The organism is Nonomuraea turkmeniaca, from assembly GCF_005889735.1.
GTDB classification, from domain to species: Bacteria; Actinomycetota; Actinomycetes; order Streptosporangiales; family Streptosporangiaceae; genus Nonomuraea; species Nonomuraea turkmeniaca.
Genome location: NZ_VCKY01000108.1, coordinates 19,272 through 34,718, shown reverse-complemented (window position 1 = coordinate 34,718; position 15,447 = coordinate 19,272). Strand labels below are relative to the sequence as shown.

12 protein-coding genes are annotated in these 15,447 nt (G+C 70.8%); 6 read left to right on the top strand and 6 right to left on the bottom strand.

Annotated elements, in window-relative coordinates:
• A partial coding sequence (locus ETD86_RS28605; RefSeq protein WP_342779314.1) for a PP2C family protein-serine/threonine phosphatase occupies positions 1-1,210 on the top strand: 1,210 nt, incomplete at its 5' end.
• Here the strand turns inward: ETD86_RS28605 and ETD86_RS28600 are convergent.
• Positions 1,200-2,414, bottom strand: coding sequence for an SGNH/GDSL hydrolase family protein (locus ETD86_RS28600; RefSeq protein WP_138669258.1), 1,215 nt, complete (start codon positions 2,412-2,414; stop codon positions 1,200-1,202). The two genes, ETD86_RS28605 and ETD86_RS28600, sit on opposite strands and share 11 nt — an antisense overlap.
• A gap of 224 nt (positions 2,415-2,638) precedes the next feature.
• Here ETD86_RS28600 and ETD86_RS28595 point away from each other — a divergent pair, with 224 nt between their 5' ends.
• The 5 genes from ETD86_RS28595 (at position 2,639) to ETD86_RS28570 (ending at position 11,387) form a co-directional block, all read left to right on the top strand.
• Positions 2,639-4,060: a glycoside hydrolase family 62 protein gene (locus ETD86_RS28595; protein ID WP_211370382.1), complete on the top strand. Its 1,422-nt coding sequence runs from the start codon at positions 2,639-2,641 to the stop codon at positions 4,058-4,060.
• Between the two features lie 582 nt (positions 4,061-4,642).
• On the top strand, positions 4,643-5,662 hold the full coding sequence (locus tag ETD86_RS28585) for a LacI family DNA-binding transcriptional regulator (protein ID WP_138669257.1): 1,020 nt from the start codon (positions 4,643-4,645) through the stop codon (positions 5,660-5,662).
• On the top strand, positions 5,659-7,647 hold the full coding sequence (locus ETD86_RS28580) for a beta-galactosidase (RefSeq protein ID WP_138669256.1): 1,989 nt from the start codon (positions 5,659-5,661) through the stop codon (positions 7,645-7,647). The genes ETD86_RS28585 and ETD86_RS28580 overlap by 4 nt, the downstream gene beginning before the upstream one ends.
• Positions 7,648-7,674: 27 nt before the next feature.
• Complete coding sequence (gene yicI, locus ETD86_RS28575; RefSeq protein WP_138669255.1) at positions 7,675-9,999, top strand: alpha-xylosidase; 2,325 nt, start codon at positions 7,675-7,677, stop codon at positions 9,997-9,999.
• Positions 9,996-11,387 carry a GH1 family beta-glucosidase gene (locus ETD86_RS28570; RefSeq protein ID WP_138669254.1) on the top strand — a complete coding sequence of 464 codons (1,392 nt, stop codon included), beginning with the start codon at positions 9,996-9,998 and terminating at the stop codon, positions 11,385-11,387. Before yicI ends, ETD86_RS28570 begins: the two co-directional genes overlap by 4 nt.
• On the opposite strand, the gene ETD86_RS28565 is transcribed toward ETD86_RS28570, so the two are convergent.
• The 5 genes from ETD86_RS28565 to ETD86_RS57290 all read right to left on the bottom strand — a co-directional run bounded on the left by ETD86_RS28565 (position 11,384) and on the right by ETD86_RS57290 (position 15,423).
• Complete coding sequence (locus ETD86_RS28565) at positions 11,384-12,214, bottom strand: SAM-dependent methyltransferase (RefSeq protein ID WP_138669253.1); 831 nt, start codon at positions 12,212-12,214, stop codon at positions 11,384-11,386. The two genes, ETD86_RS28570 and ETD86_RS28565, sit on opposite strands and share 4 nt — an antisense overlap.
• Before the next feature lie 40 nt (positions 12,215-12,254).
• Positions 12,255-13,292 carry a uroporphyrinogen decarboxylase family protein gene (locus ETD86_RS28560; protein ID WP_138669252.1) on the bottom strand — a complete coding sequence of 346 codons (1,038 nt, stop codon included), beginning with the start codon at positions 13,290-13,292 and terminating at the stop codon, positions 12,255-12,257.
• An 11-nt stretch (positions 13,293-13,303) separates the two neighbouring features.
• Positions 13,304-13,939: a nitroreductase family protein gene (locus ETD86_RS28555; RefSeq protein WP_138669251.1), complete on the bottom strand. Its 636-nt coding sequence runs from the start codon at positions 13,937-13,939 to the stop codon at positions 13,304-13,306.
• A gap of 348 nt (positions 13,940-14,287) precedes the next feature.
• Complete coding sequence (locus tag ETD86_RS28550) at positions 14,288-15,151, bottom strand: Fic family protein (RefSeq protein ID WP_211370381.1); 864 nt, start codon at positions 15,149-15,151, stop codon at positions 14,288-14,290.
• Positions 15,148-15,423: a Fic family protein gene (locus tag ETD86_RS57290; RefSeq protein WP_211370380.1), complete on the bottom strand. Its 276-nt coding sequence runs from the start codon at positions 15,421-15,423 to the stop codon at positions 15,148-15,150. The genes ETD86_RS28550 and ETD86_RS57290 overlap by 4 nt, the downstream gene beginning before the upstream one ends.
• Positions 15,424-15,447: the final 24 nt, after the last annotated feature.

Sequence of the window (15,447 nt, the reverse complement as noted above, 5' to 3'; positions counted from 1 at the left end):
GGTGCAAAGTGACGGCGAGCGTACGCTGGGTGGTTTGCTGGAGTCCACGCACCTGGCCGCGATGGAGGACCTGCCAGCCCTGGTGTCCGCGCACGCGCGGCTGATCGGCTGTTCCGACACCGTGATCTACGTGACCGACCTGCAGCAGTTGTCCCTGGTGCCACTGCCGGGACAACAGAACGAGGCCGGCGAGCCGCTCGAACCCATCAAGATCGACGCCACGATGGCGGGCCGCGCGTTCCGCGCCGTGGAGATCGTCCAGGCCAGGTCGGCTGATGATCGGCGGCGGTTGTGGGTGCCGTTGCTGGACGGGACCGAGCGGATCGGAGTGCTGGGCACGACCGTGTCCAAGGTCGACGAGCTGGTCGAATGGCGGGTCAAGCAGCTGGCGTCCCTGGTGGCGGTGATGGTGGTCAGCAAGCGGCCGCACAGCGACTCGTATGCCCGGGTGGTCCGCGCCCGGCCGATGACCCTGTCGGCGGAGGTGATGTGGAACCTGCTGCCGCCTGGCACGTACGCCAACGAGGACGTCGTGGTCAGCGCCGCGCTCGAGCCGGCCTACGAGATGGGCGGCGACGCCTACGACTACGCGATCGACGGCTCCCGTCTGCACCTGGCGTTGTTCGATGCGATGGGGCACGACACGTCGGCCGGGCTCACCGCCAGTGTCGCCATGGGATCGTGCCGCCACAACCGCCGCCAGGGGATGGAGCTGCCCGAGATCGGCGAGGCCGTCGACGCGGCGATCAAGGAGCAGTTCACCGGCCGGTTCGCCACGGGCATCCTGGGCTGCCTGGACCTGGAGACCGGGCTGCTGAACTGGGTCAACCGCGGCCACCATCCGCCGCTGGTGATCCGCGGCGGCCAGCTGGTGGCCACGCTCGAGAGTGTGCCCATCCCGGACCCGCCGATGGGTTTCGGCCTGGGCTTCTCCGTGGGGCTGCTCCGTTACCAGCTGCAGCGCGGCGACCGGCTGCTGTTCTACACCGATGGCATCATCGAGGCGAAGAGCCCGGACGGCGAGACCTTCGGGCTCGACCGCTTCGTCGACTTCGTCATCCGCCAGGAGGCGGACGGCGTGTCGGCGCCGGAGACGCTGCGCCGGTTGATCCAGGCCATCCTGCGGCATCAGAGTGGCCGGCTGCAGGACGACGCGACCGTGATGACGGTCGAGTGGCGCAGCGAGCGCCTGCGTCAGCTCACCTTGTGAACAGGCGGGCGGGCACGGCCGCCGCGAGTGCCTGGTAGCCGGCCGGGCTCAGGTGCAGGCCGTCGCCCACGTCGTACGCCGCCAGGAGCCGCCGCGGGTCGGCGGGGTCGTGGACCGCCCGGTCGAAGTCGATCACGGCGTCGAACCGGCCGCCGGTGCGGATCCAGTCGTTGACCGTCTGCCGGGAGGCCTCACGGTGCCCCTGGGCGTCGTCGTAGTCGTTGCCGCCGAAGGGGGTGAGCGTCGCCCCGTACACGATGAGGCCCCGCGCGTGGGCGCGGACGATGATCTGGTCGTACGCGGCGACGAGGTCGTCGGCGATCTTCTTCTGGGCGTCCTGCGTGGCCTCGGCGGTACCGATGTCGTTGACGCCCTCGAAGACGACCAGCCATCGGGCGCCGCTGCGGGCGAGCACGTCGCGGTCCAGCCGGGCCAGAGCGCCGGGGCCGAGGCCGTCGCTCAGCACCCGGTTGCCGCCGGCCGCCTGGTTGGCGATGGCCACCCCGCCCCCGGGCAGACGGTCGAACAGCTGGTCGGGCCAGCGGTTGTCGTGGTTGGTCGTGGAGCCTCTGCCGTCGGTCAGCGAGTCGCCCAGCAGGACCAGGGCCGCCGTCGCAGCCGGCGACCAGACTTCGACGGCGCTCAGGAAGTACCAGTGCTCGACGGGGGTCGCTCCAGCGAGCTCCTCGGCGTCGGCCTGGTTGCCCTTCGCCAGGTAGGAGGTGGTGCGGGAGCCCGGGTGCGAGGTGATCGCGGCGGAGGCCTGCCCCTCGGCGAGGTAGAGGGTCACGGTCAGCACGGAGCCGGGCGGGAGCGGCTGGTCCAGCGGGTCGGACACCACTTGCGCGCCGACCGGGACGACCGTGGACGGACGGCCGTGGAACGTCACCGGCCGGGCGCTGCCGGGCTGGATCGTGCTCACGCCCGCCCTGCCGCCTGCCGGGTACGCCACGCTGACCCGGGTGACGGGCAGCGGAGCGCCACCGAACGTGTTGGACAGGCGCAACCGCACCCGTTCCCCGCCCGCCGACACCCGCACGGTCTGCCGCAGCGTGCTGTCGGCCAGAACCAGGTCGCCTGTCGTGTACGGCGCGGGCGGCAGGTTGCCCGGCTCGGTCAGCTGCGGCATCGCGGTCCAGGTGTCCACCCAGTGCCCGCCGGACACGTTGCCGTCGCCGGCCGCCGGCTCCCGCCCTCCGCTCATCCCCGACCCCGCTCCTCGAAATGTTTCTGCCGATTGCCGAACGTTTCCGTGTGGACGGCACGGGATCTTACCTGAGGCTGAACGTTTCACCTCCCCTGACGCCGTCCTCTTGCGATGTCCCAGGCAGCTAGTGAAGGGGTGGCGCGCGACGAAAGTTTCTGATTGATGGACTGAAACAGTCTTGAGACGCTCGTCCACCACCGGCTACGACACGGAGGACAGCAGTGCACCGCAACCGCCCCCGGTCCTGGATCGTCGCGGCGGCCGCCGCCGCGATGGTCGCCCTCGCCTTACTCACCGCCCCCACCGCGCAGGCCGCGCCCGGCTGCCGCGTGGAGTACACGGTGACCAACCAATGGTCGAATGGTTTCGGCGCGAATGTTAGCGTTACCAACCTGGGTGATCCGCTCACCAGCTGGCGTCTGACCTGGTCGTTCACCGCTGGACAGACGATCACGCAGCTGTGGAACGGCGTCGTCTCGCAGTCCGGCGCGCAGGTCGCCGTCTCCAACGCCTCCTACAACGGCTCGCTCGCCACCGGGGCGGGCACGTCATTCGGCTTCAACGGCACGTGGAACGGCTCCGCCAACCCGGTGCCCGCGGACTTCGCACTCAACGGCACGCCCTGCACCGGCGGCAGCACGCCGACCGCGACCCCCACAGTCACGCCCACGGGTGGCACCGGCACGCTGCCGAGCAGCTTCCGCTGGCACTCCAGCGGCGCGCTGATCGCCCCCAAGCCCGACGCCGCCCACAGCAACATCGCGGCGGTCAAGGACCCGTCGGTCGTCTACCACAACGGCCGCTGGCACGTCTTCGCCAGCACCGCCAGCGCGGCCGGCTACAACCTGGTCTACACGAACTTCACCGACTGGGCCCAGGCCGGCGCCGCGCAACACCACTACTTGGACCAGAGCGGGATCGGCACGGGCTACCGGGCCGCTCCGCAGGTGTTCTACTTCGCGCCGCAGAACAAGTGGTACCTGGTCTACCAGACCGGCAACGCGTCGTACTCGACCACGACCGACATCTCCAACCCCCGGTCCTGGAGCGCGCCGCAACACTTCTACTCGAGCATGCCGGACATCATCCGGCAGAACATCGGGAGCGGCTACTGGGTCGACATGTGGGTCATCTGCGACTCCGCCAAGTGCTACCTGTTCTCCTCCGACGACAACGGCCACCTGTACCGCTCGGAGACGACGGTGGCGAACTTCCCCAACGGCTTCACCAACACGCAGATCGTCCTGCAGGACTCCAACAAGTACCGGCTGTGGGAGGCCAGCAACATCTACAAGGTCAAGGGCACGAACCAGTACCTAATGCTGATCGAGGCCATCGGTTCCGACGGCAGACGGTACTTCCGCTCCTGGACCTCCACCGGCATCGGCGGCACGTGGACGCCGCTGGCCGACACCGAGAGCAACCCGTTCGCCCGCGCGAACAACGTCACCTTCGACGGCACGGCCTGGACCAGGGACATCAGCCACGGCGAGATGATCCGCGACGGGATCGACCAGACGCTGACGATCAGCCCCTGCCAGATGCGCTACCTCTACCAGGGCATGGATCCGAACGCGACCGGCGAGTACAACGCGCTGCCCTGGAGGCTGGCGCTGCTCACGCAGACCAACTCCACCTGCTGAGCGATCACCACTCGGCGCCGCCGCCGGCGTACCACCACACCGGGTGCGCCGGCGGCCCGTGTCATGAGCCCAGATGTGAGCAGGGTGCGCGGCACGGGGACGAACGTCGCCTCGCGCCGCTCCAAGGGCCCCTTCCTGGAACGGGCCCGTGGGGAGACGCAGCCGGAAGCAGGACTCCCGGAACTGCCCGGACTCCCCCAGCGGCGCCTGGAAGTCGTAGTTGATCACGGGGCAGTCGTTCGGGTAGCCGGTGGCGTGCGACTCCTGCAGGGTGCTCAGCTCACCGATCTTCTGCGAGCCGCCGTGGTACATGTAGTAGCCCTGCCACACCCGACCCGCTGCCCAGCTTCACCAGCGGCAACGCGGCCACGTCCGCGGCGGCGACGATCGGCCGCCGGTGGTAGGACGTGTACATGCCGCCGCCGAGCTCACAGGCGGCTCTGGTGGTCCTGGCACGGAGACTCTCAGCACGCGCCCGATCGTGGCGGTGTTTCCGGTCTTCCGATTTTACGCAATTGACATATCCGCAAAACCGACCCTACGGTGTGCGAAACGTTTCGACAACTGTATCGCGGGAGGGGCATGGCCTCGCTACGTGACGTGGCCGAGCGGGCCCAGGTCGCGGTCAGCACGGTCTCCGCCGCGCTCAACGGCACCCGCCCGGTGGCCGTGGCCACCAAGCGGCGCATCGAGCAGGCCGCCGCCGAGCTCGGCTACCGCCCGAACCTGCTGGCGCGTGGACTGCAGAGCAAGCGCACCCGGATCCTCGCGCTGCTGTTCCCGGCCCCGCGCAGCGGTTTCGGGCTCACCGAGATGCAGTTCGCGACCGGAGCCGCCGAGGCGGCCAGCGAGCTGGGCTACCACCTCCTGCTCTCGCCGGAGAGCGCCGACCCGATCGACGAGGTGCGCCACCTGACCGGCCTGGGCCTGGTGGACGGCGTGCTGCTGATGGAGGTGCGCCTCGACGACGAGCGCACGGAGTTCCTGTCGGCGTCCGGGGTGCCGTTCAGCATGATCGGGCGCACCCGCGAGCCCGGCTCGATCGACTACGCCGACATCGACTTCGCGGCGACGGCCCGCGACGCGGTGGCGCACGTGGCCGGGCTGGGACATCGCAAGCTGGCCTTCTTCAACCTCTCGACCGACCTGTACGCCGACGGCTACGGCCCGGCGATCCGGGCCGGCGAGGAGTTCGCCGCGGCGGCCCGCGCGGCGGGCATCGGCTACGTGGACGGGTTCCGCCCGGGCTCGGCCAAGGAAGGCCGGGCGGCCTTCGAGCGGCTGCTGGACGCGCATCCGGACGTGACGGCCCTGGCGGTGATGGACGACCACGCCGCGGTCGGGGTGATCGCGGCGGTGGCGGCACGCGGCTGGCACATCCCCGAGGACCTGACGCTGCTGCTGGTGTTGTCGTCGGCCGCCGTCGCCGAGATGTTCCATCCCAGGCTCACGACGCTGGAGCCGCCCAGCACCGAGCTGGGCAGGCTCGGCGCCCGCATGCTCATCGAACGGCTGCGGGGCGACGGCCCGCCGCGGCAGCGGCTGGTGCCCTGCAACCTGGTGGTCGGCGACAGCTCCGCCGCGCCCCGGAGCCTGTCATGACGGCGCGGCTCGGGATGCACACGCTCACCGGCGACCGCGGGCTGCTGTTCGGCGGGGACTACAACCCCGAGCAGTGGCCGGAGGAGGTGTGGGCCGAGGACGCCGAGCTCATGAATGCCGCCGGGATCAACCTGGTCACGGTCGGCGTGTTCAGCTGGGCGCGGCTCGAGCCGGAGCCGGGCGCGCGCGACTTCGGCTGGCTGGACCGGGTGATGGACCTGATGGCCGGGGCCGGGATCGCGGTGGACCTGGCCACGCCGACCGCCTCGCCGCCGCCGTGGCTGGGGCACCGCTGGCCGGCGACGCTCCCCGTCGACGAGTCCGGGCACCGGCTCTGGTACGGCTCGCGCAACCAGTTCTGCCCGTCGTCGCCGCTCTACCGGGAGCGGGCGCTGGCGATCGTGACCGACCTGGCCGACCGGTACGCCGGCCACCCCGCCCTGGCCCTGTGGCACATCGGCAACGAGTACGGCCAGTTCTGCCATTGCGACGACTCCGCGGCGGCGTTCCGCGCCTGGCTCCACGGCAGATACGGCGACCTGGACACGCTGAACGAGGCATGGGGCACCACGTTCTGGAGTCAGCGCTACAGCGACTGGACCGAGGTCATCACCCCCCGCCGCGCCCCCTACATCATCAACCCGACCCAGCAGCTCGACTGGCAGCGCTTCTGCTCCGACGCGCTGCTCGCCTGCTTCCGTGCCGAACGCGACGTCCTGCGCGAGCGCACCCCGGACGTGCCGATCACCACGAACTTCATGGGCCTGTTCAAGCCCGTGGACTCCTGGGCGTGGGCCGCCGAGGAGGACATCGTCTCCAACGACTGGTACCCGGAGCCGGGCGACCCGCTCTCCCCCGCGCGCACGGCCCTCGCCCACGACCTGATGCGCGGCCTCGGCCAGGGCCGGCCGTGGTTGCTGATGGAGCAGTCGACCAGTGCCGTCAACTGGCGCCCGCACAACCTGCCCAAGCCGCCCGGCCAGCTCAGGCTGGAGTCGCTGCAGGCGCTCGCCCGCGGCGCGGACGGGCTGTGTTACTTCCAGTGGCGGGCCTCCCGGTTCGGCGCGGAGCGGTTCCACGCCGCGATGGTGCCGCACGCGGGGCCGGACACGCGGCTGCACGCCGAGGTGCGCGCGCACGGCCAGGAGCTGCGCAAGCTCGCCTCCGTGGCGGGGCAGCCGGTGCCGGCGCGGGTGGCGATGGTGTTCGACTGGACGAGCTGGTGGGCGCTGGAGGAGCGCGGCCGGCCCAGCGACCGGCTGAACGCCGCCGACCAGCTGCTCGCCTACTACGTGCCGCTCTGGGAGCGCGGCGTGAGCGTGGACCTCGTGCCGCCGGACGCCGACCTGAGCGCGTACGCGCTGGTCGTGGTGCCGAACCTGTTCCTGGTGAGCGACCGGGACGCGGCGGCGCTGACCGCATACGCGCGCGGCGGCGGTGTGCTGGTGGTCGGGCCGTTCTCCGGCGTCGTCGATCCGAACGCGCACATCCGTACCGGGAGATTCCCCGCGCCGCTGCGCGCGGTGCTCGGGGCCTCCGGCGAGGAGTGGCAGCCCGTCGCCGGAGAGGTGCGCTGCCGGTGGGCCGGCGGCGGCGAGTTCACGGCGCACACCTGGACCGAGCTGATGACCGCCGAAGGCGCCGAGACGGTGGCCGAGTTCAGCGGCGGCGGCCCCGCGGTGTTGCGGCACCGCGCCGGCGACGGCGTCGCCTGGTACGTCGCCACCATGCCCGAGCCCGCCGCGCTCGGCGAGATCACCGCCCGGGCGCTGGCCGACGCCGGCGTGCGCGGAGCGTTGCCCGACTTACCGCCCGGCGTCGAGGCAGTACGCCGCGGTGAGGTGTTGTTCCTGCTCAACCACGGCCCTGAGCCGGCAAGTGTGCCCATCCCGGACGCGGCGGAGGACCTGCTGACCGGAGCCGCCGCCGAGGGCCTGGTCACGCTGGCGCCTCGCGCGGTCGCCGTGCTGCGCCCGCACGGTTGATCAAGCCCACCTCGAGAACGGATCAGGATGAAGTTCAAGGACGGTTACTGGCGCATGCGGGCAGGCGTCCACGGCGCGTACGCCGTCGCGGCACACGACGTGACCGCGGACGCCGCCTCGCTTCGGGTGCTCGCGCCGACCCGGCCGATCACCCGCCGCGGCAACACCATCGACGGACCGGTCCTGCGGGTGGACCTGTCGTCGCCGATGCCGGACGTGATCCGCGTCCGCACGGTGCACTTCGCCGGGTCCGTCCCGGACTCCCCCGTCTTCGAGGTGCACGACGACGCGCCGGACGTCAAGATCTCCGTGAACGCCGAGACGGCGAGCCTGACCAGCGGCGCGCTCACCGTGCGACTGGGCAGGGACTCACCATGGGAGATGACGTTCAGCGCCGACGGGCGCGAACTCACCCGCAGCGACGGCAAGAGCCTCGGGATCGTGCACGACCCCGACGACCGGCACTTCATGGTGGAGCAACTGCGGCTCAGCGCCGGGGAGCTGGTGTACGGGCTGGGCGAGCGCTTCGGGCCCCTGGTGCGCAACGGGCAGGCCGTCGACATCTGGAACGACGACGGCGGCACCACCAGCGAGCTGGCCTACAAGAACATCCCCTTCTACCTCACCAACCGCGGCTACGGGGTGTTCGTCAACCACCCCGGGCGGGTGTCGTTCGAGGTGGGCTCGGAGACGGTGTCGCGGGTGCAGTTCAGCGTCGAGAGCCACGACCTGGAGTACCTGATCATCCACGGGCCCACGCCGGCCGACATCCTGCGCCGCTACACGGCGCTGACCGGCCGGCCCGCGCTGCCGCCCGCCTGGTCGTTCGGGTTGTGGTTGTCGACGTCGTTCACCACCGACTACGACGAGGCCACGGTGGCGTCGTTCGTGGACGGGATGGCCGAGCGGGACCTGCCGCTGAGCGTGTTCCACTTCGACTGCTTCTGGATGCGGCAGTACCGGTGGTGCGACTTCGAGTGGGACCCGGAGGTGTTCCCCGACCCGGAGGGCATGCTGCGCCGGCTGAAGGACCGCGGGCTGAAGGTGTGCCTGTGGATCAACCCGTACATCGGGCAGGCGTCGAGCCTGTTCGACGAGGGCATGGCGCTCGGTCACCTGCTGCGCCGGCCGGACGGGACGGTGTGGCAGGATGACCACTGGCAGGCCGGGCGGGCGCTGGTGGACTTCACCTCGCCGGCCGCCCGCGAGTGGTACACGGGCAAGTTGCGCGGCCTGCTCGACATGGGGGTGGACGCGTTCAAGACCGACTTCGGCGAGCGCATCCCGACCGACGTCATCTACGCCGACGGCTCCGATCCCGAGCGCATGCACAACTACTACAGCCTGCTCTACAACCAGACCGTGCACGACGTACTGGCCGAGCGGGGCGCGGCCGTGCTGTTCGCGCGCTCGGCCACGGTCGGCGGGCAGCGGCTGCCGGTGCACTGGGGCGGCGACTGCGAGTCGACGTACGAGGCCATGGCCGAGTCGCTGCGTGGCGGGCTGTCGCTGGGGATGGCCGGGTTCGGGTTCTGGAGCCACGACATCGGCGGTTTCGAGGGGCGGCCCGATCCGGCCGTGTTCAAGCGGTGGGTGGCGTTCGGGCTGCTGTCGTCGCACAGCCGGCTGCACGGGAGCGGCTCGTACCGGGTGCCGTGGGTGTTCGACGAGGAGTCGGTGGACGTGCTGCGGTCGTTCACGCGGCTCAAGTCCCGGCTGATGCCCTACCTGTACGGGGCCGCGGTGCAGGCCACGACGGACGGCCTGCCGGTGATGCGGGCCATGCAGCTGGAGTTCCCCGGCGACCGCGGCTGCGACCACCTGGACGCCCAGTACATGCTCGGGCCGGACCTGCTGGTGGCGCCGGTGTTGTCGACCGAGGGCGACATTTCGTACTACGTACCTGAGGGTGTGTGGACCCGGCTGCTGGACGGCGAGACCGTCACCGGACCCGGGTGGCGGCGTGAGCGGCACGGGTTCGACAGCCTGCCGCTCCTGGTGCGGCCCGGCGCGGTGCTGCCCATGGGGGCCCGCGAGGACCGTCCCGACTACGACTACGCCGACGGCGTCACGTTGCAGGCGTACCAGCTCGCCGACGGCTCCGCCCGCACCGTGACCGTGCCCGACGGAGCTCGCGTGGACGGCGGCGTGAGCGCGGTGTTCGAGGTGTCCCGCACCGGCGACCGGATCCGCGCCCGCCGCCTCCAGGGCGCGCCCGCGCGCTGGAGGCTGCTGCTCGCCGGGGTGCGCGAGGCCCGGCACCCCAGGCTGGAGATGACGCCCGGCGGCGTGCGGGTGGCCGCCGAGCCTGGAACCGACGATATCGAGATCATTCTTGAAGGAGCAGCATGACCACTTTCCCGGAGAACTTCCTGTGGGGCACCGCCACCGCCTCCTACCAGGTGGAGGGCGCCTGGAACGAGGACGGGCGCGGCCCGTCCATCTGGGACACCTTCTCCCACACGCCTGGCCTGGTGGCCAACGGCGACACCGGTGACGTGGCCTGCGACCACTACCACCGGCTGGAGGAGGACCTGGACATCCTCGCCGAGCTGGGCGTCGGCGCGTACCGGTTCTCCCTCTCCTGGCCGCGCGTGCAGCCGGGCGGGCGCGGGCCGCTCAACCAGGCGGGCGCCGGCTTCTACCACCGGCTGATCGACGGGCTGCTCGCGCGGGACATCTCCCCCGTGGCCACCCTCTACCACTGGGACCTGCCGCAGGAGCTGGAGGACGCGGGCGGCTGGCCGCACCGCGACACCGCACTGCGTTTCGCCGAGTACGCCCGCCTCATGGGCGAGGCCTACGGCGACCGCGTGCACACCTGGATCACGCTCAACGAGCCATGGTGCTCGGCCTACCTCGGCTACGCCTCCGGCGTGCACGCCCCGGCCAGGACCGAGCCCGCCGCGGCGCTGGCCGCCGTGCACCACCTCAACCTCGGCCACGGCCTCGCCGTGCAGGCGCTGCGCTCGGTGGCCGCGCCGTCGGCGCAGATGTCGGTCACGCTCAACCTGCACCACGTGCGCGGCGTGTCCGCCGCCGACGCCGACGCGGTGCGCAAGGCGGACGGGCTGGCCAACCGGGCCTTCCTCGGCCCGATGCTGGAGGGCGCCTACCCGCGCGACCTCATCGAGGACACCGCCGCGGTGACCGACTGGTCGTTCGTGCGCGACGGCGACGAGGCCGCCGCCTGCCAGCCGCTGGACGTGCTCGGCGTCAACTACTACAACCCCACGCTGGTGCGCCAGTGGGACGGGGCCAGCGCCCGGGAGACGGCCGACGGGCATCAGGACGGCGCCGCGTCCCCGTGGATCGCGTGCGAGGACGTCGAGTTCGTCCAGCAGCCCGGGCCGTACACGGAGATGGGCTGGAACATCGACGAGACCGGCCTGACCGAGCTGCTGCTGCGCCTGCACCGCGACTACCCGTCCCTGCCGCTGATGATCACCGAGAACGGCGCCGCCTTCCCCGACCCGGTGGCCGCCGACGGCCGCGTGCACGACGCGGACCGCGTCGACTACCTGCACCGGCACCTGACCGCCGTGGCGGAGGCGATCAAGGCCGGGGCGGACGTGCGCGGGTACTTCGTGTGGTCGCTGATGGACAACTTCGAGTGGGCGCACGGCTACGCCAAGCGGTTCGGCATCGTGCGCGTGGACCGCGACACGATGGAGCGCACCTGGAAGGACAGCGCCCACTGGTACCGGGACGTGGTGGCCGCGGGCAAGCTGCCCGGCTAGGGCTTGCGGGCCACCCCGCCCACGAAGGTGTGGTAAGTGATGCCCGGAGTGGCCGTGTCCCCCTCCTCGGGGCGCCATTCCGGGAGCGGCACCAGGCCGGGCTCCACGAGCTCGAGGCCGTCGAAGTAGGCCAGCAGCTCGTCACGGGTGCGCCACCGGCCGGTGCCGAGGTTGTCGTTGAAGACCTTCTCCGCGGCGTAGGCCTGCTCCGACACCTCGGGGTGGGCCTCGCCGGGATTGTGGAAGTGGGAGATGACCACGTGGCTGCCCGGGGCGAGCGGGGCCACGAACCGGCGCAGGATGCCGCCCGGGTCCTCGTCGTCGGCCAGGTGGTGCAGGAGGCTGAACAGCAGCAGCCCGACAGGCTCGCCGAAGTCGATCAGGGCTCGCGTCTGCGGGTCGCCGAGGATCTTCTCCGGCTCGCGGGCGTCGGCCTCGACGACCGTGGTGGTGGCGTCCGCCGCCAGCAGCGCCTGGCCGTGGACGAGCACGATCGGGTCGTGGTCGACGTAGACCACCCGCGTGCCGGGGGCGACGGACTGGGCGATCTCGTGCACGTTTCCCTGCGTCGGCAGCCCGGAGCCGATGTCCAGGAACTGCCGGATCCCGGCCTCGCCGGCCAGGTAGCGGACGGTGCGGCGGAGGAACTCCCGGTTCGCCTTGGCGGCCTGGGGCGCGTCCGGCGCGATCTTCAACGCCATCGCGGCCACCTGGCGGTCGATCGCGTAGTTGTCCTTGCCGCCGAGCATGTAGTCGTAGACGCGCGAGACACTCGGCTTGGTGCTGTCGATCCCTGGGGGCGCGGTTTCGTGCTCGCTCTCGGGCACTGCGGCTCCTTCGGAGGGTCAGGGGGCTACGCCGGTGATCTTAGCCGCCCAGCTCGCCGCGGAGGAGCCGCGCGGCGCCGGACATGGCGCGCATCTTGCCCTCGGCCGCCCGCCTCGGCAGATACTTCATCCCGCAGTCGGTCGCGATGACGATCCGCTCGGGCGGCACCCGGTCGAACGCCCTGCGCACCCGATCCGCCACCAGCTCCACCGGCTCCACGTCGGGCGTCGACAGGTCGATCACCCCGAGGATGACCGTCTTGTCCTTCAGGTCGGACAGCACGCCCAGGTCCAGGCCGGACTGCGCGGTCTCGATCGACACCTGCTGGACCGGGCAGCCGGCCAGCTCCGGCAGGAACGAGTACGCCTCCGGCCGCTCGTGGATGATCGCCGCGTAGCCGAAGCAGATGTGCACCGCCGTCGTGCCCACCACGCCGTCCAGGGCGGCGTTCAGCGCGGCCAGCCCGTAGGCCCGCGCCGCCTCCGGCCTGGCCTGCATGTACGGCTCGTCGATCTGCACGATGTCGGCCCCGGCCGCGAACAGGTCGCGGATCTCGGCGTTGACCGCCGCCGCGTAGTCCATCGCGGCCGCCTCGGCGTCCGGGTAGTGGTCGTTCTGCGCCTGCTGGCTCATGGTGAACGGCCCCGGCACCGTCATCTTGACCGGGTGGGCGGTGTGGGCGCGCAGGAAGCTCAGGTCGTCCACCTCGACCGGACGCGGGCGGCGGATGGTGCCGACGATGCGCGGGACGGGGTTCGGGTGGCCGCTGCGGTCCAGCGCCGTACCCGGGTTGTCCAGATCGATGCCCTCCAGGGCGGTGGCGAAGTGGTTGGAGTAGCTCTCGCGGCGGATCTCCCCGTCGGTGACGATGTCCAGCCCCGCACGCTCCTGGGCCCTGATGGCCAGCTCGGTGGCGTCGTCCTGGGCCTGGGCGAGGTGCTCGGGCGGGATGCGCCACAACTCCCTGGCACGCACGCGCGGCGGGAAGCGGCCCGCCAGCCTGGCGCGGTCGATCAGCCATTCGGGCTGGGCGTAGCTGCCGACGAGCGAGGTCGGCAGCAACGGCAGAGATCTCACGGGCCCTCCATTCACCAGCGGTCGAGGTGCAGCACGTCGTCGAGCGGCCGGCGCGGCGCGGGCCTGAACGTGTCCCCCGTGTAGTAGGCGGTGGGCACGAGCACGCCCTGGCGCACGTCGGCCGGGATGCCGAGCAACTCGGCGATCTCACTCTCGTACGCGAGATGCAGGGTCGTCCAGGCCGTGCCGAGCCCCCGGGCGCGAGCGGCCAGCATGTAGCTCCACGCGGCCGGCAGCAGCGAACCCCACAGACCCGCCTGGTTGCCCTCGGGCAGCCTGCCGCCGGGCAGCGCGATGCAGCCGATCAGCAGCACCGGCACGTCCCCCATGTGCTCGCCCAGGTAGGCGGAGCTCTCCGACACGCGCTGCTGCGTCGCGGCCCGGACCGGGTCGCCCTGGAACAACGACCCGGCCGAGGCCCCCGACTGCATGTAGGCCCGCAGGGAGCGGCCGTAGTAATCGCCGATGGTCTTGCGCAGGTCCGGGTCGGTGACGACGATCCATTGCCAGCTCTGCCGGTTGCCGCCGGTGGGCGCCTGCAGGGCGATCTCGAGGCACTCGCGGACGACGTCCATGGGGACGGGGCGGGTCAGGTCGAGGCGTTTGCGGACGCTGCGGGTGGTGGTGAGCAGTTCGTCGGGCATCATGCGCCCATCATGTCAACGTCACCGGGTGATCCGCAGGGCCCACTCGACCTCCATCGGCGCCTGGATCCGCGCGACGGCGCAGGACACCAGGAGAGGCACTACCCGCCGGCTCATTCAGGCCTCCCCAGGTCTTCTCGCGCCAGACCGCGGTGAAGCGGGCGTTACCAGTTAGTCACGCCGGAAAGCAGTAATCAACGTCTTGTGCGACGCATGATCACGTGATGGCAACGCGACCGGGGCAGAAGAAGGCGGCCGACGATCTGATCATCTACGGCCAGATCATCGTCCGAGCACAGGTACCCGGGCAGCCGGGCGGTCCGCCTGCTCTCCACCTGCGGCACGACTCAATCAGCGGTTGTAGGGGTCGGTCAGCGACAGGGGGGTGCGGGCGGCGTCCAGGGCGGCATGGGGGAAGTTGGGTCCAGCCGTGTAAAACCGGGCACGGGTACGACCGATCGGGGTGAGGACTTCGGCTGTGACAAGGTCGCGCAAATCTCGCTGAGCTTGCTGGAGGCTGAGCCCCTCGGCTCGTTCGTAGCGACTGCGGCGGACGCGGCCGGACATGGCCACATCATGCAGAGCGGTGACGATGCGCTCGTCCATGCCCCGCCGCTCCGCGACTTCACCGAGCAGCATCCATACACGGGTGGAGCGGTCAAGACGGTTCTTCACCGTCTGCGCCTGCTGATGACAGGCGGTGAGGTTGAAGCGGATCCAGTCGGAGACGTCTTGGTCGGGCCGGTAAGTGGAACCGCGCCGGGCGAGCACGGCGTAGTACTCCCAGGTGTTGCCCGGCCGCCCGAGCCACGCCTCGATGGAGGAGAACTCGGGTGAGAGCACGCCGTCCCTGGCGATCACCAGAGTTTGGAGGGAACGCGACATACGCCCGTTGCCGTCCGCCCATGGGTGAATGGAGACCAGGTGGAGGTGGGCCATGGCAGCCCTGATCAGCGAGTGCGAGCCGTCACCGGCACTGAGCCAGTCGCACAATTCCCGCATCAGCGCGGGGACGGTCTCCGCGTCTGGAGCTGTGAAGGCCGCGATGCTGGGGTCCCGCGCGTCGGTGACGTAGACCGGCCCTCGGCGCCACTGTCCCGCAGGCTTGCGCGGCGTGTGCCGGTGCCCCTGGAGCATCCAATGCAGAGCGTTGAGGAATCCCATGCTGTAGCAGAAGTCCTCCACATCATGGAGAGTCTGGATGTATGTCATCATCCGCTGGTAGGCGAGGGTTTCCTCGCGGTTTCATCGGAGACGTCCACGTCTCGCTCGCCCTCGAGTAGATCTTCCACATCGATCGTGGACACCTTGAAGCCCTCGATCGAGTTGGAGGCTGCGACGGCGTCGGCGGTGAGAAACTTGCGCAGCCCTTCGGTGCGCTTGCTCGGCGTGGACTGCACTTGGTGGCGGAGGTTCTCGCGAGCCACCTCGATCTCTTCGAGAACTCTCCGGTCGGCGTCGGTGAGCGCGGGAGTCGGGAACAGCATGACGCCATCATTGCGTTAATGCTT